Genomic DNA, 20,824 nt, shown 5'->3' with positions numbered 1-20,824 from the left:
CTGAAGATTTTCTATCCCGGCTGACACCATTGATCGATGGTCCGGATGACCAGCTGCGCGCAGCACTTCCTGATCTGCGGGCGCAGATTCAAACACTGCGACCTGAAGTGCGCGAGATTGCGCTGGGCGGTATTCAGGGATTTGCCCAGGAAAACGCAACCCGACGTGCTGAGTTGGCCAGCACACTAACCCGAATGGCATCATTACTTGTTGTACTTTTCGTTGCACTGCTTTTAGCTTTTGCAGTTCTCATCAAATTATTCCGGCAAGGGCAGTTGTTTGCCCGGCAAAGCCAGTCGGCTCGCAACCGATTTGAAGCGGCCATTACCTCGTCACTGGATGCGGTGTTGGTGGTCGATACTTCTGGAAGAATTCTTGAATTCAACGGTGCCGCCGAAGATGTCTTTGGGTACCGTCAGGCCGAGGCAATCGGTGCTGATATGGCTGAACTTATCGTTCCAGAACACCTGCGCGCCCTGCACCGAAAAGGCATGACACGATTTCTCGAGACCGGCGAGCAAAAGGTAATCGGCGCTGGGCGCGTCAGGTTAGAGGGTTTGCGCAAATCGCAGGAAACTTTTCCCGTGGAGCTGTCCATATCGCTAGCTGAAACGGATGGAGAGCAAGTCTTTGTCTCATTCCTTCGGGATATAACTGAGGAACTCAAAGCCGAGGAAGACTTGCGCACTGCAAGAGACAAGGCGCGGGAAAGTGAACAGGCCAAATCCGATCTGTTGACAGTGATGAGCCATGAAATGCGTACTCCGTTGAACGGAATACTCGGCTCTGCGGCATTGATTGATCAGAGCAATCTGACGGACAGACAAAAGCGGTATCTTCGTTCTATTGAGGTGTCGGGTAAGTTGCTGCTGTCTCATGTGACTGATGTTTTGGATTTTTCCAGACTGGGTTCAGGCAATGCCTTGCGTGACAGATCAAGTTTTGACGTTATGGAGGTTGTCCACGAAGTTGCCGACAGTCTGTCGGCGAATGCAGATGCGCGTGGCAACGACTTGAAGGTCGATGTTCTCTCTGAAGAGCTTATCGACGTTCTTGGATACAGGACTGCGCTGCAGCAATGCTTGGTGAACCTGTTAGGTAACGCAATCGAATTTACGCGGGATGGATCAGTCACGATCGAAGTCGAACGACTTCATCATGATGATCTGATTGAGTTTCGGATTGCAGATACCGGGGTCGGGATATCATCTGAATATCTGGACGTTATCTTCGACGAATTTGTCACGATCGATACCGCCTTTGCACGTGAGACGAGCGGAACGGGATTAGGGCTGGCTATTACCAAAAGATTGGTCGAGGCGATGGGTGGCGACATCACGGCGGATAGTGTGCTTGGAGAAGGCAGTCTGTTTACAATGCGACTGCCTCTGCCAACCTCAAGATCTGATGTCATGAGCGAACCGGATTCCACAGACGCGCCACAGGCAGAGCTTTATCAGGGTTTGAAAGCGCTGGTGGTAGACGACAATGAAATCAATCGAATGATCTTGACCGATATGCTTGAAGATCTTGGCTTTTCGGTTGCTGAGGCTGAAAGTGGTTACGCCGCCTTAGAACGTCTTGGGTCCGCGCGATTTGATGTACTTTTGTTGGATATCAGCATGCCGGGTATCGATGGTATCGAAACACTCGGAAAAGTTCGCGAACTGAATATCGAGTGGGGCAATTTGCCAGCGATAGCAGTTACGGCTCACGCAGCCCCAAAAGATCACGAAGTCATACGAGCAGCAGAATTTCAGGGGTTGCTGGTGAAACCCGTTCCATTGGCGGCTTTACAGTCAGAACTGTCTAAAGTTGTGAAGGTGCAAAGGGTTGAGGTTATGGAGCCAGACAATGACTTCAGGATTCGATTTGGAGAGGACAAATTCCGTGAAGCCTGCAGGGAATTGAACAACGAAGTTGTTGGTCTTATTGACAGTCTCAATAATTCCAATGAGTTAAATGACACACACAGGCAAGCGGCGCATAAACTATGTGGCTCTGCTGCGATACTCGGGCAAACCGACCTTTGGTCCAAGTTGAATGACCTTCAAAACTGCACTTCGCAGGAATGGGACGACGAGAAGGCTACTTTCTTGAGGGATTTGCAGTACGAAGCCAAACGTTGTCGTTGAAGTTCAATTCGCTGGCTACGGCCCACAATTCTCACAGTTGCACTCGAATTGGCGGGATGTATCGAAGCGATATCGGCAGGACGGCTGAGGCTTAACAGACAAGAACTTGCCGAGATTTTGATAGATTTACCTACGATCTGCGCCGAAGAAGGCGATAAAGATTCAGTCTAGCTTTTGCTCGACTGCTCCAACGTGATGGAAAGCCTTTGAGTCGCAAATGGTAAAACCTGTGCGCCCATCGAAAATCGAATGACCCAAAATCAATGGCTTAGGCCTCTCTGAATGGCAAAACTATGTGTCGCCCGACACCTGTTGAACGTCACATGAACCTGACCCAACCGTCATAGTTGGACCAGAAAAGCAGTGAACGTTTGACATCAGAAGGCGACCCCAATTTTGGACATCAATTGAATTTGACCTTTGCGTCATCAGCTAACACGCCGCTGCCATTTCATACTCCTGCAGATAGTTTGGTTTGTTCTGACTTTCCTTTCGGAAAATCAGAGCTGATTTGCAGATCAGACGGCGAAGCCGCCTGTTCCTGCTGCTCTGCCACGTGGCGAACGCGGGGGGGGCGAGGCAATGCTGTCCTCACCATTCAGGCCGTCCAGCACGATCTTGATTTGCTCTTCTGCTGAAAATTGCTATCGGGTCACACGGCGAGTGTCCTTTACCACCTTCTCACCGTGGCTATGCTTGGTTCCGGGTTTCTTTCTCCTCGTTACTCCTTGGCGGTTATGGTGAGTCCGAAACCCTTCTGTAATCGGGCCCGGTATTGCAAGGATATTGCGCCCTAAAGTGCTTGCTTCTGTCCGTGATCTGCGTAGTGCACTCAAATGATGCGGTTGGCTCTGACGGGGAAAGCCTATTTCCCTTGCGGCATATATTTTTATCAGGGTTTCTGTCGGCATTTCCCGCGCTGCGTCCTTTCAGGGGCGCCTTCCTCGCGGAAGAGTTGGTACTCGTTGTCTTTCAGACGGTTCTGAATTCCGTGCCGTCTATCCACATCCGATGCATGATGACTGCCAGTTTCCTCGCGAGGGCAATTTTGGCGCGCTTTGCACCACATCGGGCGGCAACACGCATCGGCCATGCCTTCAACGGAGTCCATCAGGTGGTTCTCACAAGCATCACATGCGCTGCTTCGTAAAGCGTCTATCCCACACTGGCATCGCCGGCCTTGGTATTTGATGTGACTCGATCCGTTTGTCTGGATTGGTTTCGCCATGGCGTCAGGCCAAAGCAGGCTCCCACCGACTTAGATGAACGGAGACGTTTGGGTCCCTCAATGGCAACACGGAAGGTCATTGCAACTATGGCGCCGACACCGGGAGTTGTCATGAGGCGACGACAGACATTATCTTTGCGAGACTGATCTCGAACCTGCTTGTCCAATTCAGCAAATTCTTCTGCCATCGCATCACGCGCTGACGGGAGCGGGAAGATTGCCGCCACAAGGACCGGGTTACCTGCGATCACGCAAATTGCCGCGCTCTTGACTGAAACATCAAGACCCACGAAATAAGTCTCGGTCATCTCCTTTGAGCTTCAAATCACTACAACAATTATGGTGAACCGGCCCGATGACCGCATCTCCCTTATCAAATCAACCTAAACTAATCCATTGGGGCCGACGTCAGACACGTCTGCATGCCTGATCTGAGACGGCAAATTGTTGACCCGTCAGTTCCCTCGATTGCGAGCCTCCAGCCGTTCCAGATTGATGACTGTAGACAGCATCAGCCGATCGTGGCTCCAGTCCTGTGTTTGGCGAACTGATGCTGATCCGATGGCGAGAACTAATGCAAATGAAAGTATCAGCCCAAGAAATACGGCAGGCAGTCGGGTGTCTGCCATCGGCGCTTCGGTCAACGCTAACACGCGCTGCCGCAGTACGTGCTTTGCCTTTGTTCCGTAAACCAGTGCCACATTAAGAACACGTGGATTGTTCAACGAAATCGATCGCGCGCAGAATTCCAGCAAACAGGTCGTATACTCCTTTGAATCTATGCCCTTACGAGACACGACGGATTGGTCACAGGCCAATTCGCGTAGCCGGTCGAATTGGTGTTTGAGCACCAGATAGGCCGGGTTCCAGAACAGCAAAGGTCGCAAAAGCTCGAACCCAAGCTCCCATTCCACGTCATTGGCTCGGATGTGCTGAAACTCGTGCGCCAGGGCAAATCGCAACTCATTTGGTGTGTTCAACAGATGACTGGGCAGCACGACGTGCCGGCGGCGAAGGCCACGCACAGCGAACGGTACGGTAATCCGATCTGACAGGCGAATGTCCACCTTGGCGGATTGCCGCCACAGAAAACTGGTCGTGATCGCGCTGCGGATGGCCCATGCATCGCGCATCACACGAACTGTCAGCACCGCTGCAATAAGAGCGAATGCGATCAAGGCGCAGTTTGCGGCCATGCTTGCGCCTGCCAGTACGTGGTCCAGCCACCGCTCGCGCGTGTTCAGTAGGGTTTCAAACTGTGCTGCTGGCATGGCAATGTCGCCGCGCAGATAAGCGGCCACGGCAATATCCCCCAGTGCAACAGGTTGCCCCGGCCAGACCAGTCCTGCAAGGCTCGAGACCCCTGTAGCCAAAATGGGGCTGACAAGAACGCAGATACAAAGTGCCTTGAGCAAGCGAAGCTGAGCCACAAATCCATATCGCATCGATGTCCTATCCAGCGCCGCGCGCACTGCCAACCAGATAAAGGCCGACAATCCAAGCACGACATTCAGATCAAGAAACGTATCGAGAACCGGTTTAACCGCTGTCATTTTGCAGTCTCCTCTCTACCAGTGCTCGAATTTCCTCCAAATCATCTTCTGTCAGCCCCTCATCGTCGACCAGCCTTGCAACCAGCGTTGCGGGTGTGTCGTCAAACAGGGTCCGAGAAAGATTCTGCAGCGACCGCGACTGGTACCTGTCCTTTTCCAGCAGGGGTCTGTAGATCAGCGACTTGCCGTTCTTCTCGCTTTCGACGAACCCTTTTTCATCAAGGATACGCAGAATAGTCGCGCCGGATGTATAGGCCAAATTACGATCAGAAGGCAGGCGATCAAGGACATCACGGACCGAACCCTGACCCAGCGCCCAGAGCTCATTCATAAACTCAAGCTCCACTTCGGTCAGTAGATTTGTTGTCTTTTTTTTTCGCATCGATCTCGGAGTCGCCATTTCTTAGTATGCCTGACAGACAAGCATCCTTTCGCTGTTTCTCAAAGCTTAAACTTTCCAGAAGACGAAGACGCCCCAACCGATGGACAGGAAAAGAGGCGTCCATACAGGTTGGCCTACCAGCCCAAGCCAGGCAAGGAAGATATAGGTCGAGCCGAGCAGTGTTATGAACAACCGATCGCCCAACGTGGTTGTCAGACCAAGTACACCGCGACGTTCAAGGCCGTCGCGGAACTTGAACCCTTCCAATAGTCCAATTAGTGCGATGGCCGCGAAGATACCCACGAATACCGCCAACGTCGCCGGGGTCCAGGCCATCCAGAAATCAGGCCAAAGAGGGGCGATCCACGAGAATCCCTTTTCCTCTTGCTGGCCAACATTGCCCCATCCGGCTTGCTGGGCGAATGCCATCGAAGGCAGGAAGGGGAGGGTGAGAAGAAGTCTACGCATATCGAACCTCACACACGGCCCATCGCGAAACCGCGCGCGATGTAGTTGCGGACAAACCAGATGACAATGGCACCAGGGATAATGGTCAGTGTTCCGGCTGCTGCCAGCAGACCCAACTCATACCCCGCGCTGGAGGCGGTGCGGGTCATCACGGCGGCGATGGGCTTGGCCTCGACCGCGGTGAGGGTCTTGGCCAGCAACATCTCGACCCATGAAAACATGAAGCAGAAGAAGGCCGCGACGCCGACACCCGCTTTGATGTTGGGCAGGAAGATCGTCACGAAGAAGCGCGGGAAAGAATAGCCGTCGACATAGGCTGTCTCATCCAATTCTTTCGGGATGCCGCGCATGAAGCCTTCGAGAATCCAGACCGCCAGCGGCACGTTGAACAGCGTGTGCGCGAGCGCCACGGCCAGATAGGTGTCGAACAGGTGGATTGACGAATAGAGCTGGAAGAAGGGCAGCGCGAACACCGCCGCTGGCGCCATCCGATTGGTCAGCAGCCAGAAGAATAACTGCTTGTCGCCCAGAAACCGATAGCGCGAGAACGCATAGGCCGCTGGCAGCGCTACACAGACCGACAGCACCGTGTTGATCGTCACGTAGATTATCGAGTTGATATAGCCCCAATACCACGTCGGATCGGTGAAGATGGTGACGTAGTTCTCCAGCGTGAAGGTCTGAGGGAACAGGGAAAAGCCCGACAGGATCTCGTTCGTGGTCTTGAAGGACATCGCCACCAGCCAATAGATTGGCAGCATCAGGAACGCGATATAGAGGATCGGGATAATGGACCTCTTCTTCATTGCGCGTCATCCTTTGTCATCAGAGTGTAGAAGACCCAGCTGACCAGCAGCGTGATGGCGAAGTAGATCAGGCTCATCGCGGCCGCAGGGCCAAGGTCGAACTGTCCCAGCGCGATCTTTACAAGGTCGATCGACAGCAAGGTGGTTGAATTGCCGGGGCCACCGCCGGTCAGAACGAAAGGCTCGGTATAGATGTTGAAACTGTCCATAAAGCGCAGCAGAACGGCGATGGTTAGGACAGTCTTCATCTTGGGCAGCTGGATATAGCGAAACACTGACCACGGGCTGGCACCGTCGATCTTAGCGGCCTGATAATAGGCATCCGGGATCGACACGAGGCCCGCATAACACAGCAGCACAACCAGCGACGTCCAGTGCCAGACATCCATGACGATCACGGTGATCCAGGCCGACAGTGGCTGTTGTGTCATGTCATAGTTGATGCCCAGGACGTCATTCAGGAAGTAGCCCAGCAGGCCGATCTTGGGCAGAGTAAAGATATTCCACATCGAGCCGACCACATTCCACGGGATCAGCATCGGCAGGGCCATCAGGACCAGACAGACCGGCACCCAGAACCCTTTGCGCGGCATGGAAAGCGCCACGATGATACCAAGCGGCACCTCGATCAGCAGGATCAGAAAGGTGAACAGGAACTGCCGTCCCAGAGCTGCCTGAAACCGGTCGGAACGCAGGATCTGTTCGAACCAGCCCAGTCCTTCCCAGAAGAACTGGTTGTTACCGAAGGTCTCCTGCACCGAATAGTTGACCACCGTCATCATCGGCACCAGCGCATTAAACGCGACCAGCGCCAGCACCGGCAGGACAAAGAACCATGCTTTTTGGTTTTCCGTTCTCATTGCGTCCGCTCCTCGGTTGCGATCCAGCCGTCGCGGTAGACGCGAGATTGTTCGGGTTTGAATTGCAGGTACACATGTGAGCCAGGGTTGGGCGCATTGTGTTCTGCTACGGCTTTCACCGGCGTATCACCGACCATGGCACTGACCACATAGTGTCGCCCGATATCTGCGACCTTGGTGACATGGGCAGGGATGCCGGTTTCGCCAAAGCTTATATATTCAGGCCGGATACCCAGATCGGTGCGGCCTCCGTCACCGTGGGTCTGGCCTTCCAGCATCACTTCATGGCCTTCGAATAGGGCCCGATCGCCCTTTGCTTCGCACGGCAGCACATTCATGCCGGGTGAGCCGATGAAATGGCCGACAAATGTGTGCTGAGGGCGTTCGAACAGTTCCACAGGGGTGCCGATCTGCACGACTTCGCCTTCCTGCATCACGACTACTTCGTCCGCGAAGGTCAGCGCCTCGGTCTGGTCGTGCGTGACGTAGATCATCGTGGCTTTGACGCGCTGGTGCAGCTCTTTCAGCTTGGACCGCAGTTTCCATTTCAGATGTGGGTCGATAACAGTCAGCGGCTCATCGAACATCACCGCGTTCACGTCGTCACGCACCAACCCACGACCCATCGAGATTTTCTGTTTGTTGTCCGGGCTCAGACCTGAGGCCCGGGTATTCAACATATCCGTAACGTCCAGCATTTCTGCAATCTCATCGACGCGACGTTTGATCGTTGCCGGGTCAACCCCCCGGTTCTTCAACGGGAAGGCCAGATTTTCGCCCACAGTCATCGTGTCGTAGATCACCGGGAACTGGAACACCTGCGCAATGTTGCGTTGATCTGGGGGCAAGGCAGTAACGTTCTGACCATCGAACAGAATCTGTCCCTCGGAAGGCGTCAGCAACCCCGAGATGATGTTCAGCAGCGTTGACTTGCCGCATCCTGATGGCCCCAGCAGCGCATAGGCGCCGCCATCGCGCCAGGTGACGTCGATTTCCTTCAGGGCGTAATCATGTGGCCCCTTGGGATTGGGGAAATAGCTGTGTCGCAGGTTTGCAAGCTTGATTTGTGCCATGTCAGGCTATCCTTTTGCCGTCTTGGCCGAAATACCGGCAATGGGCCGGGTTCATGTAGAAGCTGTGGTCTTCGCCCACCTGATAGGGATGGACACCCGAGGCCAGGGACACCCACGCCTCATCCCCATGCTGGAAGTGCGCGCTGGAATCCGAGCCCGAAAGCTCGGTCACGATGACACGCCCGGTCAGCTCCACGTCGGCGTCGGAAGAGCGGAACGGGGTCACCCGGTGCGGACGCACGGCGACCAAGTAGTCACCATCGGCTATATCGGTGACTTTCCAGCCACCACCGCCGACCAATTGCGCCTGCGCTTCAGACACAGTGATGCGCGCCACATTGATGGGCGGGTCAGAGAACACACGAGCTGCAGAGATGTTCTCGGGGTTGCGATAGATATCTGAGGTGGGGCCAAATTGGGTGACGCGCCCGTCCTCCATCAAAGCGGTGTAGCCGCCAAGCATCAACGCCTCTTCCGGTTCCGACGTGGCATAGACGACCACGGCCCCGCGCCCGGCGAACAGGTCGGGCAGTTGTTCACGCAGTTCTTCACGCAGCTTGTAATCGAGGTTGGCCAGTGGTTCGTCAAGAAACACCGCGCGGCTTTCCTTTGCAATCGCGCGGGCCAGTGCTGTACGCTGCTGCTGGCCGCCTGACAACTCATGCGGACGGCGCTGCAGCATTGGGCGTAACTGCAGCAAGTCGGCGGCCTCTTCGACACGGCCTTCGATTTCGGATTTTGCCATCCCCGCCACGCGTAAGGGCGAGGCGATGTTGTCGAAAACGGTCATATGCGGGTAGTTCACGAAGAACTGGTGTACCAAACTGATCTGCCGCTTTTGCGTGTTCAGCTTGGTGACGTCCTGCCCGTCCATCAGAACTTTGCCTGAGGCGATCGGGTCCAGCCCGGCCATCATCTTGATCAGCGAGGTTTTGCCCGACCCCGTCGCGCCCAGCAACACGTTGAAATGGCCAGTCTTGAGCGTCAGGTTCGTAGGCTTGATATGGATGACATTGCCAACCCGTTTGGTGGCGTCTTTAAGTTCGATCATGTCCGTGGGTTCCGGTCCTTCAGTGCGTCGCACTGGCCTTGGGGTGGGGATGCCGCACACGGCACCCCCGGTTTCGTTTGCTTACTGAGACTGCCAGCGCTGAACCAATTCGTCATAGTTGACGGTCTGGCCCTGCGGCTTTTCGTTTTCAAGCTTGGCCTTGGGCGAGCCCGGCTTTTCCAACCAGAAGGCGGCATCCTGCGGCTCGTTCAGACGCGGACCACAGCCACCGTAGACACCGGCGCTTTCGTCAGCGGCCTGCATTCGGGCCATAGTGATGTCCATCTCTTCTGCCAGACGGTCCATCGCCTCTTGCGGGGTGAAGGCGCCCGAGTTCACGTCACCGATCTGCTGCCACCAGATCTGGGCCAGCTTCGGATAGTCCGGCACGTTGATGCCGGTCGGTGACCATGCCACACGGTCGGGTGAGCGGTAGAACTCGACCAGACCACCCAGCTTGGGTGCGCGCTCGGTGAACGACTCGTGGTTGACCGAGCTGTCGCGGATGAAGGTTAGGCCCACATGGGATTTCTTCACGTCGACAGTCTTGGAGGTCACGAATTGGGCATAGAGCCAAGCCGCCTGAGCACGATCTGCAGGCGTCGACTTCAGGAAGGTCCACGACCCCACGTCCTGATAACCAACCTTCTGGCCTTCTTCCCAATAGGGGCCGTGCGGACTGGGCGCCATCCGCCACAGCGGCGTGCCTTCGTCATCCACGGTGTTGTTGCCTTCGGATTTCGGCTTCACCATGTCTGCGGTGAAGGCGGTGTACCAGAAGATCTGCTGAGCCACGTTGCCTTGGCTAAGCGCTGGCAAAGACTGGTAGAAGTCATAAGACGCCGCACCCGGAGGCGCATAAGCCCGCAGCCATTCATCCCACTTGCGGATCGCATAGACCGCAGCCGGGCCGTTCGCAGCACCACCACGCGAAACGGATGCGCCAACAGGGTTACAAGTGCCCGCTTCCATGCGGATGCCCCATTCGTCGACGGGAACGCCGTTCGGTTCACCCACGTCACCGGCGCCGGCCATCGACAGCCAGGCGTCAGTCATGCGCCAGCCGAGGTCAGGCGCGCGCTTACCATAATCCATGTGGCCATAGATCGTGGTGCCATCGACTTCTTTCACGTCATTGGTGAAGAACTCGGCGATGTCTTCGTAGGCCGACCAATTGACCGGAACGCCTAGATCATAGCCGTATTTCTCTTTGAACGCGGCCTTGTTGGCTTCGTCATCGAACCAGTCCTTGCGGAACCAATATAGGTTCGCAAACTGCTGGTCAGGCAATTGATACAGCTTGCCATCAGGGCCGGTGGTGAACTGAATGCCCATGAAGTCATCCAGATCCAGCGTTGGCGAGGTTGTCGCCGCCCAATCACCTTCCATCATATCGGTTAGCGGATAGGCCAACTGCAGGCGCGAATGTGTCCCGATCAGGTCGCTGTCGTTGACATAGCCATCATACAGATTCCGTCCGGTTTGTAGCTGAGTCTGTACGGCCTGAACCACTTCGCCTTCGCCGAGAATTTGGTGATTGACCTTGATCCCGGTTATTTCCTCGAACGCCTTGGTCAGAACCTCGGATTCATAGGAATGTGTCGGGATACCCTCGGACAGGACATTAATTTCCATTCCCGAGTACGGTTGTGCAGCATCGATGAACCACTTCATTTCGGACAACTGTTCGTCCTTCGACAAGGTCGATGGCTGGAATTCGTCGTCGATCCAACGTTGTGCTGCGGCTTCGTCGGCCCAAGCAGGACCATGCCCCGCAATGACGGCCGCTGCCGCCACGGCGGAAAGTAGATGTCTCCGCATCTGTCTCCTCCCAAAGATTATGTGATCCGGTGCAGACCGGATGGCAAACAGCATCGATGATATTCGGCGCTGCTGTCAAACTAATTTTTTAGTAGAAAGGAAGAAGTAGAGTAAACCATTGTTTTATATAAATTATTACCGTTTGCGTTGGAGGATGAACTTCATGGATCACGCCAATTAGCATCAAATACGTGCGCTGCAAACGGCCCATTCCTTCCGTTCGACCCTGGTCACCTTCTCGCGGTGCTGACCGTCAAAGCTGTCGTTCGCTGCAATCGCGAAGCTGGAAAGTAGACGATGATCTGGGGAACGGCTCTGAGCGGAGATGTAACTGTAACGGACGATGTTGCAGCTTAGCCCAACAGACCTGCCATCTATGGATTGTGGTTTCGTCAGGACCCAAGGGCGGGTGCTGATTTGGATGGCCTTTGTGTACTTCGAAGATCTCACGTGCAAACTATCATTCCAGCTCGAACATCTGATCAGTTGGACTTGGCGAACTCTAATGCTTGTTCCCTTAGCCAATTGATCGCTGGATTGAAGCGGCTACGCTCGTGGCGGACAAGAAAATAAGGGAAGCCACAACTCGGCCGAAACGGAGCTGAACAAAGAGAGGTCAATTTCTGGACTTGCTTTGCCAGCCGCTTGGGGACAGCTGCAACTGCATCCGTCTGTCCTACCAAAAAAGGTAATGTGGTGAAGTAAGGCTGCTGGAACACAGCATTCGAACCATCTCCTTTTTCCCTCATGATCGTATCGGGTTTCAGACCCGAAGTGCCCGGAAAACTGAACTCGATTAACCGGTAAGCTGAAACGTCTTGCGGAGTAAGTGCCCGTTTTGATGACGCATGTTCTTCAAGCGGATGGCCTTGTCGGAACAGGATTTCGTAGGTTTCATCAAATAGCTTCTGAACAAGTAAATCGTTCCTGGCATCCAAATCCGCGTATAGCAGCAGATCAATTGCTCCTTTTTCCAAATCGGTAAAGCTTTGCGGCACCAGTGGCGAGACATCGAACCTTATTGCTGGTGCGGTAACGGCAAAGACCTCCATCATGGGTCCCAGGACAGCCGCGACGCCGTAATCTGTCGAAGCGATGCGGTAGCAATAGTTGGACTGTGCTGGATCAAAGGCGGAAGGCTGGAAGACGTCAGCTATCGCTGACAGGGCAGCATCGACCGGTTCATTCAAGCCCAGAGCATGATCCGTTAATTGGTATCCGGACTGCGTTCGGATCAGCACCGGATCTCCAATAAGGTCGCGTACCCGGGCGAGTATTCGACTGGCGGCGGGCTGGCTGATCCCCAGATGTATTGCCGTGCGTGTCACGCTGCTTGTGCGAAGCAGGAGCTGCAGGAACCGTAGAGTCCTAACATCCAGAGAAGTTAAAATGTCATTCATTTTTTGCATGCTCATCATGCTGTTTGCGTCATCCCAATTATGCCCGTCGCGAGTTAACTGACAAGTGAAGCCTAACAGGGCGCCCCCCCAGATCGGGGCGCTCGATCCAAGATCGTTTGGTTGTCGAGACCATCAAACTGTATACGAAAGGGCAGCAGCAGTGATTACACGACGCATGTTCAACTCAATCGCGATTGCAACATCCTTGAGCGGAGCTTTCGCCGCCCGCGCTAGCACAGCGGAGGCATCCGGTGACCCAGATCAATCGGCATTTGGCTCTTATGATGTTGAAACAGTGTCCTTTGACAGCTCTGGGGAAACCCTTGTTGGAAAGTTGTTGAGACCTGCTTCGGAAGGACCTCACCCGGCCGTTGTGATCATCGGCCCTGTTGCATTCGTCAAAGAACAGTCACCGGTGCAATATGCAACCCGCCTGGCATCGCGCGGGCTGGCCGTTCTGATATTCGATCCACGCTATCACGGAGAAAGCTCGGGCACACCCCGACGCTACGAGTCTGGTGAAGCCAAGGTTGAAGACTGCCAAGCCGCCCTCGGTTTTCTCGCAAACCAAGAAGGCATCGACGCAAACCGGCTTCATCTTCTCGGGATTTGTCAGGGCGTCAACTGGGCGATTGAAACAGCGGTGACAGACGGTCGCGTGGCCTCTCTCGGGGTTGTCGCGGGCCACTATCTAACTGAGGAAACTGCCAGAATGTACCTTGGCAGTGATGCCGAGGTTGAAGCACGCATAGATCGCGCGGCCAAAGCAGCCACCGAATTCGAAAAAACGGGGGAAGCAAGCTACATCCCGATCGTCGGCTCTGAGGATGCCCTTCTGACCGCAACTGCCATCGCAGACTGGTACCTACCATGGGATAACAGGGCCCCTTGGCTGACTTTCAAAGGGGGTTGGGAAAACCGCATCACCGCGATGAGCGAAGCTGGCATTTGGGGCTGGCGGATCGACGAAACAGCCCCTCAACTGAACCTGCCTGTATTGATGATCCATGGCGACAGAGCTGCAAGCGGTCAGGTCATTCCCCGCCGCATTTTTGAAGAAATCGCGTCAGAAAAGAAGACGCTGTATTGGATCGACGGCGCCAACCAGCTTCAGTTTTACGAAGACCCGTTGATCATTGATGCCGCCGTCAATGCTCTGGCTCCGCACTTTCTTGCCTCCAATTGAACCCCTTGATGCAAACCGCTCGGTTCATTGACGCCGCCCCGGAACAATCATTGCCGGAAAAACGGGCGGCAACATCAAAGCACAGATACACCGGAGAATTATTTGAGATGAAAGTTCTTTCGTTATTGGTCACTTGCACCACGGCCTTCCCTGTTGTCGCCGAACAGGAGCTGCCGCCCTTTACCGAAGCCGTTTTGCCGATGGGAAATGATGTCTATGCCGTATCGATTGGACCGGGTGGGCCAGATGAAGAGTTCAGCTCAGACGCCACTAACGGCGGGCTCTACAAGCTCACTCCTGATGGCGTGACCGAAGAAATCAAACTCTCAGATGGGCAAGGTCTTCGTAACCCAACAGGAATGGTGCGTTCCGGCAACCAGATTGTCATTGTGGATGGCAATGAGGTCATTTCTACCGCTTCGGATGGCACGGTAAACTGGCGTCAGGCTCTCGATGACGATGGTGTTTTTCTCTACGATATCGAAGCCCTCGACGACGACACCCTTCTTGTGAGTGATTTTGGGCGCGGCGCATTCCTATCGGTCGCAGCCCAAACCGGACAAATTCAACCTCACCTCGGCGATTCTCGCATCAGTGGTCTCGCCCGCTTTGCAATTGCAGAGACAGGTATTTACGCTGTTTCCTGGGGCAGCGACGACGCCTGGGACAGCGCTTTGTATTGGGTTCCGCATTCAGGCAACGGAGATACTGCTGTAGCTGTTTCAACCGGCTTTGGTAACTTGGAATCCGTTGAAGTCGTGAACGGCACAGTTGTTGTCGGGGGTTACCGGGGTCACGAGAAGTACCCGAATGCGAAACTCTTGCGCGTTGAAACTGATGGGTCCGTAGATCCGCTGAGCGTCGGGTCTCATTCGCGCGGGATTTCCGATATACTCTTCAATGAGTGGTCGATTTGGCTGACCTATTTCTATGACGCATCCTATGCGGAGTTGCCGTCTCAGACGGTGAAAAGTCTCGACCAATAGACGCACGCACTCCGGTTTTCATAGCGCCAGGCTTCCGCAGTAGCATATGGTCGGGGAGCTAACTAGCGGTCCAAAGCGGCCACTGGACATGCTGCAATGGCAGCGCACTTCCAGACATTCGCTACAGACGCGTAATGCTCGCGCTGCAGGTGGTCACGTTAATTGTTTCCCATTGCGTGCCTTAGATATCACGTTCGTTCGAGTGTTAGTCTTTTGATGTCAGATTATGGCAGCCGATCACGCCTGCATATTTCATCGCTTACAAATTTCTCCACCCATTGATCAACCCAACCGCCGCGTCTGCATAGCTCCTTGGGAACTGGTCGGATGTCCGGGCTTTCATGATCGTATGAAGTCCCAGCAACAGGCCGATCAGCAGCTTTGCCGCCTCATCCGGGTCAACATCGATGCGCGCGGCTCCTTCTAATTTGGCGCGGCTGAGGATCGCCGCAAACCGTCCTTCCAGGGCGGTGAGGTATCTCTCGATTCGGGCATTCACCTCGGGGTCAGTGCGGTCAAACGAACTAATCGAGTTGAAGGCAAGGCACCCAGCATCCTCGATCTTCGGCATGCGTTCTGCCGAGGCGATACCCTGGAACCAATCGCTGAGGTCATTCAGCGAATAGGTGTCGGGGTCGGGGAAGTGCCGAGCCTCGGCATTGTCCAGATAAGTATCAAGCGTCTTTAGGAAAAACTTCTCTTTTCCGCCATAGGTGGTTTGCAGTGTGAACCGAGTTAGCCCGGTCTCCTGCTCCAGTTCCCGCGTGCTGGCACCATGGTATCCACACCGCCAGAATAGGTCTAGCGCACCTGCCACAGCACTGTCGTGATCCGTCTTGCGTTTTCGCGCCACAGATTTCCCCTTGCTTTTTCTATCCATGTGGATAGGAATAATTTCCTATCCACATGGATAGCATTTTGGGCGCGCTGCAGCAAATGCCGCGCGGCCTCACCTGAATGGGAGACCTGACATGACCGCCATCGACCCGACAACCGGGGCCTCAAAGCCCGTAACACTGCGCGCCATCTTCATTCTGAACGCGCTGAAAATCCTGCTGGCCCTTGGCTTCTTCGCCGCGTTCAAATTCTACGGGCTGCAGGTCGGAGAACTGGCAGGCCCCCAAGCCGCCAACCTGATGCTCTATACGATGCTGGGATATATGGTGACTTTTGCCTGCATCATCGCATCCATCCTCAGGCGCAGCCTGGTCGGTATCCGCGCAGCGATTGCCGTTGATTTTCTGGTCTCGATCCCGGCAACGGCGGTCATCGGCTTTATCATCGCGATCATCAGCATGGGCCTGACGTTTGCGGCCTCTGTCCGCTCCTATTTCGCCTATCGCGGCTGAGGTGTTCAGATGAGTCACCCAAACACGATCGACGGCCAATGTATCTGTGGCGCGGTGCGCTATCGGGTGCGGGACAATATGACCGCCTTCAAACTCTGCTATTGCAGCTTCTGCCAAAAGGCCTCGGGCTCGGCCCATGTTGCGAATGCGTTCACCACGCCCGATCAGATCGAATGGCTGGAAGGCAAAAACATGCTGACCACCTTCGACGTGCCCAATTCCCAAGTACGCCGGGTGTTCTGCCGGAACTGCGGGACGACGCTGCCATTCGAGACTCAAAACGGCAAGATTCTGATTGTCCCCGTTGGCAGCTTGTCCTGCCCGCCGTCCCAACCCGTCAACGCGATCGTTGGCTGGTCGTCCCGACCTGCGTGGTATGGTGAGGCGCTGGGCCTGATCGAAGAGACTTGCAATGCAGAAAGAGTGGCTCAATGAGTACCGAACAAGAGATCTCACCCGACTTCCCGTTTGACTCGAAATATGTCGAGGTGAATGGGCAGCGCATTCACTATGTCGAGGAAGGCGACGGCTCGCCGGTTCTGTTTCTGCACGGCAATCCCACCTCGTCTTATCTGTGGCGCAACATCATTCCCTATGCCGCCGGGCAGGGCCGCGCTATCGCGATGGATCTGATCGGTATGGGCAAATCGGATAAGCCGGATATTCCCTACCGCTTTGTCGACCACGTTCCCTACGTTGACGGATTCATCGAGGCGCTGGGGTTAGAAGACGTAACGCTCGTCATTCATGACTGGGGCTCGGCATTGGGGTTTCACTATGCGCACCGACATCCCGAGAACATCCGCGGCATCGTGTTCATGGAGGGCGTGGTCCGCCCGATGAGTTGGGCGGGATTTCCGCCCGATTTCCGCACCGGGTTTCGCTTGATGCGGACGCCGGGTCTGGGATGGATGATGATCTCGGGCCTGAATATGTTCGTCGAGAAAATCCTGCCAAGCGCCATAGTACGTGATCTGGCACCGCAAGAAATGTCGCAGTACCGTGCGCCCTTTCCCACAGCACGAAGTCGCAAGCCGGTTCGTGTGTGGCCTTGCGAGATTCCGATCGATGGCACGCCTTCTGACGTTCATGAGATCGTCAGCGCCTACAGCAGTTGGTTGGGAGAAACGCAAACCCCGATGCTGATGTTCCACGCCACGCCCGGAGGCACCATCGGGACAAAAGAGGTCGCCTGGTGCCATCAGACCATCCAGAACCTCGAAGCGGTGGATATCGGCAAAGGCATTCATTTCCTACAGGAAGATAACCCCCATCTGATCGGAGAAAAGCTGGAGGAGTGGTTGGCGCGATTGCCCGCATGACCCCGTGCTGCCACGTGTAGCGGCTGAGCCGTATACATAAATCAGATTTCCTGATTTTATGCTTTAACTATCACCCAATACGTTCAAAGGCCAAACACCGGAGGGAAACCCTGTTGAATCTGACGACCCCCATCCCTTTGATTCTAGCGGCTGTACTGCCCGCCTTTCTGGACCGGTGCTCCGGGTCTGATACCAGCGTCGCTTTGGGCGTATTGGCGCGCGACCGGGTGGCTTTGACCGCGACAGCCAGCGAAATCGTCGTCGATTTGCCTATTGCCGAAGGTGCCGTGGTCAAGGCAGGCGACACGCTGGTTCAGCTTGATCCAACATTGCAAAGCTCAAAACTGGCACTGGCGCAGGCTGAACTGGAAAAGGCGCAGGCCACGCTTCTGAAGCTGCAGGTGGGGCCGCGAGAGGAGGAGATTGCGATAGCCGAGGCCAAAGTCGCGGGCGCTGTTGCACGCCTTGCCGATGCCGAAGCCATCTATGACCGAAACGCCAGACTGGTCGAAAACTCGGTCGTGACCGAAGCGCAGGTAGCAAATGATCTGGCCCTGCGCGATTCCGCGCGAGCTGAACTGGCCAGCGCTCAGGAATCGCTTAAAGAGTTGCAGAACGGCACCAGACCCGAAGACCTGGCGGTTGCCGAAGCCAACGTACGGGCCGCCGAAGCGTTGGTTTCCGCCGAGCAAACAGTTCTGGACGACTTGACGGTTACGGCCACCCGCGACGGCGTGCTGGATTCTCTGCCGTGGAATTTGGGCGAGCGGGTAACATCCGGCAGCCCGGTTGCCGTGATGGTCACGGGCCAGACGCCTTACGCGCGCGTCTATGTGCCCGAGCCGCATCGCGTCAATCTGAAACCCGGCGACATGCTGGAAGTACGCATTGACGGGCTGGCCGATCCGCTGGACGGCGTGATCCGCTGGATCAGCGACGACGCGTCCTTCACCCCCTATTACGGATTGAACAAGGACGACCGCACGCGCCTTGTCTATTTGGCCGAGATTGACTTGCCCACTGCAACACCCGACCTGCCCGCCGGAGTGCCAGTGCAGGTCCCCATGCCATGAGTGATATCGTCGTCTCGACGCAGGGTCTGACCCGTCGGTTTGGGGAAAACACCGCAGTCAACAATCTGGACCTCGAAATCCGAACGGGCCAGATATACGGGTTTCTCGGCCCCAACGGCTGCGGCAAGACAACTACCATGCGCATGCTGACCGGCCTACTGACCCCCAGCAGCGGGGCAATTTCGGTTTTGGGCCGATCAATGCCCGAAGCGGCTGAGCCGTTAAAAAATGAGATCGGGTACATGACCCAGATCTTCTCGTATTACCGCGACCTGACAGTGCTGGAGAACCTTCGGTTCGCGGCAGAAATTTATGGCATTCCAGTGAAGTCGGCCAAGGACCGGATTGAAGAACTGCTGCACACCTATGACCTGACAACCAACATTGATCAGCTCAGCGGCAGCATGAGCGGCGGGCAAAGACAAAAACTCGCCCTTGCAGCGACCGTCATGCACCGACCAAAACTGTTGTTTCTGGATGAACCGACCTCGGCCGTTGACCCCGAAACCCGACGCACTTTCTGGGAACAGCTGTTCGATCTGGTCGATCAGGGCGCGACGATGATCGTCTCGACCCATTTCATGGACGAGGCCGAACGCTGCCACCGGTTGGCGATCTTGCAACACGGGGTGAAGAAGGCGGACGGCTCTCCGCGTGAGTTGATGGATGATCTGCAGGCCGATGTTGTCGAAGTTGAAGGCCCGGGCCTGCGCAAGGTCAAACACGCGTTGGACGTCCAGCCCATGATCCTGTCGACCGCGCAAGTCGGATCGCGGCTGCGTGTGCTGGTGGATAAATCCGAACCTCAGCCGGTGGACATGTTGCGCGGCCAACTTGCTGCGTTTCCCGACCTGTCCCTAACCCCGCAGCGACCAAATCTGGAAGACGTGTTCGTCAGCGCCACACGGGGGCCAAAACAGTGATCTCGCCACGCCGCATTGCTGCTGTACTGAAGAAAGAGCTGCTACAACTGCGGCGGGATCGGATGACCTTTGCCATGGTGATTATGATCCCCCTGATCCAACTGCTGCTGTTTGGCTATGCGATCAACACCAACCTGCGCCATGTGCCTGTGGCACTGGTGGACCAGTCCGGAACCGAGTTGTCCCGAACATTGGCGCAGATCGTTCAGGCCACGCAGGTCGTGACCATCACCGAACATCTAACAACCCCGCAAGAAGCCGAGCGCGCGATCACTGAATCCCGCGTGCGCGCCGCGCTTATCATCCCATCAAACGTCAGCCAACGCCTTGCCCGAAGCCCGTCTGTCGGGCTGGGCCTGCCCAACGCAACGGACAAGACCAGCAGCCGACCGGTTGCCCATTGGATCGTCGATGGCTCGGACACGATGGTGGCCAGCGCAATCAAATCCCTGCGCACGATGCCTTTGACAGAACTGCTGAAACAACCACCAAACCGGCAGGTGCCTACCTTCGAGGTGACGCTTTACTTCAACCCTGAACAGCGATCAGCAGTCAATATCGTGCCAGGTCTTGTCGGCGTGATCCTGACCATGACGATGATCCTGTTCACTTCAGCCGCCATCGTCCGCGAACGCGAACGGGGCAATATGGAGATGCTGATCAACACCCCGATCAAATCGATCGAACTGATGATCGGGAAGATCATCCCCTATATCTTTCTGGGCCTGATACAGGTCGCAATCATCCTCGGCCTCGGGCATGTCCTTTTCGATGTCCCGATAAACGGCGGATTGGGCACTTTGCTTGTGGTGACCTTGTTGTTCATCATCGCCAGCCTGTCGCTTGGGCTGGTGATTTCCACGCTTGCGCAGAACCAATTGCAATCAATGCAGATGACTATCTTTGTTCTGCTGCCATCGATCCTGATGTCGGGCTTTATGTTCCCCTTCGACGGCATGCCGCAACCAGTCCAGATGATTGCTCAGGTTCTGCCCGCCACTCATTTTATGGACATGATCCGCGGCGTGGTCCTGCGTGACGCGTCGCTATACGAGTTGCGCTGGGGAATTCTCTGGATGATTGGATTTGCGGCATTCGGATTGTTGGCGGCCACTTTAAGGTTCAAAAAACGGTTGGGTTGAAGGCGGCTCAGAGCCGCCGTCCGTGCGGGATTTGAATGCTGCATTGAGGCTTCCCAGAATCGGGAA

20 protein-coding genes are annotated in these 20,824 nt (G+C 55.4%); 9 read left to right on the top strand and 11 right to left on the bottom strand.

Translation table 11 applies throughout. The features are described 5' to 3' along the window. Window positions 1–107: 107 nt before the first annotated feature. Window positions 108–2,135 (top strand): PAS domain-containing hybrid sensor histidine kinase/response regulator, encoded by a 2,028-nt coding sequence (locus I5192_RS13430; protein ID WP_255611869.1) that lies wholly within the window; start codon window positions 108–110, stop codon window positions 2,133–2,135. Between the two features lie 1,155 nt (window positions 2,136–3,290). On the opposite strand, the gene I5192_RS13425 is transcribed toward I5192_RS13430, so the two are convergent. The 10 genes from I5192_RS13425 to I5192_RS13380 all read right to left on the bottom strand — a co-directional run bounded on the left by I5192_RS13425 (window position 3,291) and on the right by I5192_RS13380 (window position 12,792). Further along, on the bottom strand, window positions 3,291–3,671 hold the full coding sequence (locus I5192_RS13425; RefSeq protein ID WP_223117053.1) for a transposase: 381 nt from the start codon (window positions 3,669–3,671) through the stop codon (window positions 3,291–3,293). A gap of 147 nt (window positions 3,672–3,818) precedes the next feature. After that, window positions 3,819–4,916 (bottom strand): M56 family metallopeptidase, encoded by a 1,098-nt coding sequence (locus I5192_RS13420; RefSeq protein WP_223117052.1) that lies wholly within the window; start codon window positions 4,914–4,916, stop codon window positions 3,819–3,821. Continuing rightward, on the bottom strand, window positions 4,903–5,298 hold the full coding sequence (locus I5192_RS13415) for a BlaI/MecI/CopY family transcriptional regulator (RefSeq protein ID WP_170567382.1): 396 nt from the start codon (window positions 5,296–5,298) through the stop codon (window positions 4,903–4,905). The genes I5192_RS13420 and I5192_RS13415 overlap by 14 nt, the downstream gene beginning before the upstream one ends. Before the next feature lie 66 nt (window positions 5,299–5,364). Beyond that, window positions 5,365–5,766: a DUF2160 domain-containing protein gene (locus I5192_RS13410; protein ID WP_170636976.1), complete on the bottom strand. Its 402-nt coding sequence runs from the start codon at window positions 5,764–5,766 to the stop codon at window positions 5,365–5,367. Between the two features lie 8 nt (window positions 5,767–5,774). After that, window positions 5,775–6,572 carry a carbohydrate ABC transporter permease gene (locus tag I5192_RS13405; protein WP_170597699.1) on the bottom strand — a complete coding sequence of 266 codons (798 nt, stop codon included), beginning with the start codon at window positions 6,570–6,572 and terminating at the stop codon, window positions 5,775–5,777. Continuing rightward, window positions 6,569–7,432 carry a carbohydrate ABC transporter permease gene (locus tag I5192_RS13400; protein WP_170392846.1) on the bottom strand — a complete coding sequence of 288 codons (864 nt, stop codon included), beginning with the start codon at window positions 7,430–7,432 and terminating at the stop codon, window positions 6,569–6,571. The genes I5192_RS13405 and I5192_RS13400 overlap by 4 nt, the downstream gene beginning before the upstream one ends. Beyond that, window positions 7,429–8,505 carry an ABC transporter ATP-binding protein gene (locus tag I5192_RS13395; protein ID WP_170597697.1) on the bottom strand — a complete coding sequence of 359 codons (1,077 nt, stop codon included), beginning with the start codon at window positions 8,503–8,505 and terminating at the stop codon, window positions 7,429–7,431. The genes I5192_RS13400 and I5192_RS13395 overlap by 4 nt, the downstream gene beginning before the upstream one ends. 1 nt (window position 8,506) lies before the next feature. Continuing rightward, window positions 8,507–9,556, bottom strand: a complete 1,050-nt coding sequence (locus tag I5192_RS13390) for an ABC transporter ATP-binding protein (protein WP_170597695.1) — start codon at window positions 9,554–9,556, stop codon at window positions 8,507–8,509. An 81-nt stretch (window positions 9,557–9,637) separates the two neighbouring features. After that, window positions 9,638–11,377, bottom strand: a complete 1,740-nt coding sequence (locus tag I5192_RS13385) for an ABC transporter substrate-binding protein (RefSeq protein WP_170424638.1) — start codon at window positions 11,375–11,377, stop codon at window positions 9,638–9,640. A 482-nt stretch (window positions 11,378–11,859) separates the two neighbouring features. Beyond that, on the bottom strand, window positions 11,860–12,792 hold the full coding sequence (locus I5192_RS13380; protein WP_223117051.1) for a LysR family transcriptional regulator: 933 nt from the start codon (window positions 12,790–12,792) through the stop codon (window positions 11,860–11,862). A 322-nt stretch (window positions 12,793–13,114) separates the two neighbouring features. Here I5192_RS13380 and I5192_RS13375 point away from each other — a divergent pair, with 322 nt between their 5' ends. Then, window positions 13,115–13,963, top strand: coding sequence for an alpha/beta hydrolase (locus tag I5192_RS13375; RefSeq protein ID WP_223117050.1), 849 nt, complete (start codon window positions 13,115–13,117; stop codon window positions 13,961–13,963). Window positions 13,964–14,070: 107 nt separating this feature from the next. Next, the gene (locus tag I5192_RS13370; protein WP_223117049.1) at window positions 14,071–14,949 is read left to right on the top strand and encodes a hypothetical protein; all 879 of its coding nucleotides are present in this window, start codon (window positions 14,071–14,073) and stop codon (window positions 14,947–14,949) included. A 259-nt stretch (window positions 14,950–15,208) separates the two neighbouring features. Here I5192_RS13370 and I5192_RS13365 read toward each other — a convergent pair whose 3' ends face one another. Continuing rightward, complete coding sequence (locus tag I5192_RS13365; RefSeq protein WP_223117048.1) at window positions 15,209–15,802, bottom strand: TetR/AcrR family transcriptional regulator; 594 nt, start codon at window positions 15,800–15,802, stop codon at window positions 15,209–15,211. 118 nt (window positions 15,803–15,920) lie between these two features. Here I5192_RS13365 and I5192_RS13360 point away from each other — a divergent pair, with 118 nt between their 5' ends. The 6 genes from I5192_RS13360 to I5192_RS13335 all read left to right on the top strand — a co-directional run bounded on the left by I5192_RS13360 (window position 15,921) and on the right by I5192_RS13335 (window position 20,758). Further along, a complete protein-coding gene (locus I5192_RS13360; RefSeq protein ID WP_223117047.1) occupies window positions 15,921–16,298 on the top strand; it encodes a hypothetical protein in 378 nt (125 codons plus the stop codon). Between the two features lie 9 nt (window positions 16,299–16,307). After that, the gene (locus I5192_RS13355) at window positions 16,308–16,733 is read left to right on the top strand and encodes a GFA family protein (RefSeq protein ID WP_223117046.1); all 426 of its coding nucleotides are present in this window, start codon (window positions 16,308–16,310) and stop codon (window positions 16,731–16,733) included. Beyond that, the gene (locus I5192_RS13350; RefSeq protein ID WP_223117045.1) at window positions 16,730–17,620 is read left to right on the top strand and encodes a haloalkane dehalogenase; all 891 of its coding nucleotides are present in this window, start codon (window positions 16,730–16,732) and stop codon (window positions 17,618–17,620) included. The genes I5192_RS13355 and I5192_RS13350 overlap by 4 nt, the downstream gene beginning before the upstream one ends. Window positions 17,621–17,733: 113 nt before the next feature. Continuing rightward, entirely contained in the window at window positions 17,734–18,693 is a 960-nt protein-coding gene (locus I5192_RS13345) for an HlyD family secretion protein (RefSeq protein ID WP_255611867.1), read from the top strand. Further along, entirely contained in the window at window positions 18,690–19,616 is a 927-nt protein-coding gene (locus I5192_RS13340; protein WP_223117044.1) for an ABC transporter ATP-binding protein, read from the top strand. Before I5192_RS13345 ends, I5192_RS13340 begins: the two co-directional genes overlap by 4 nt. Next, window positions 19,613–20,758 carry an ABC transporter permease gene (locus I5192_RS13335; protein WP_223117043.1) on the top strand — a complete coding sequence of 382 codons (1,146 nt, stop codon included), beginning with the start codon at window positions 19,613–19,615 and terminating at the stop codon, window positions 20,756–20,758. The genes I5192_RS13340 and I5192_RS13335 overlap by 4 nt, the downstream gene beginning before the upstream one ends. Window positions 20,759–20,824 lie beyond the last annotated feature (66 nt).

Source organism: Ruegeria sp. SCSIO 43209 (assembly GCF_019904295.1).
GTDB lineage: Bacteria > Pseudomonadota > Alphaproteobacteria > Rhodobacterales > Rhodobacteraceae > Ruegeria.
This window is presented reverse-complemented; position numbering and strand designations above follow the sequence as displayed.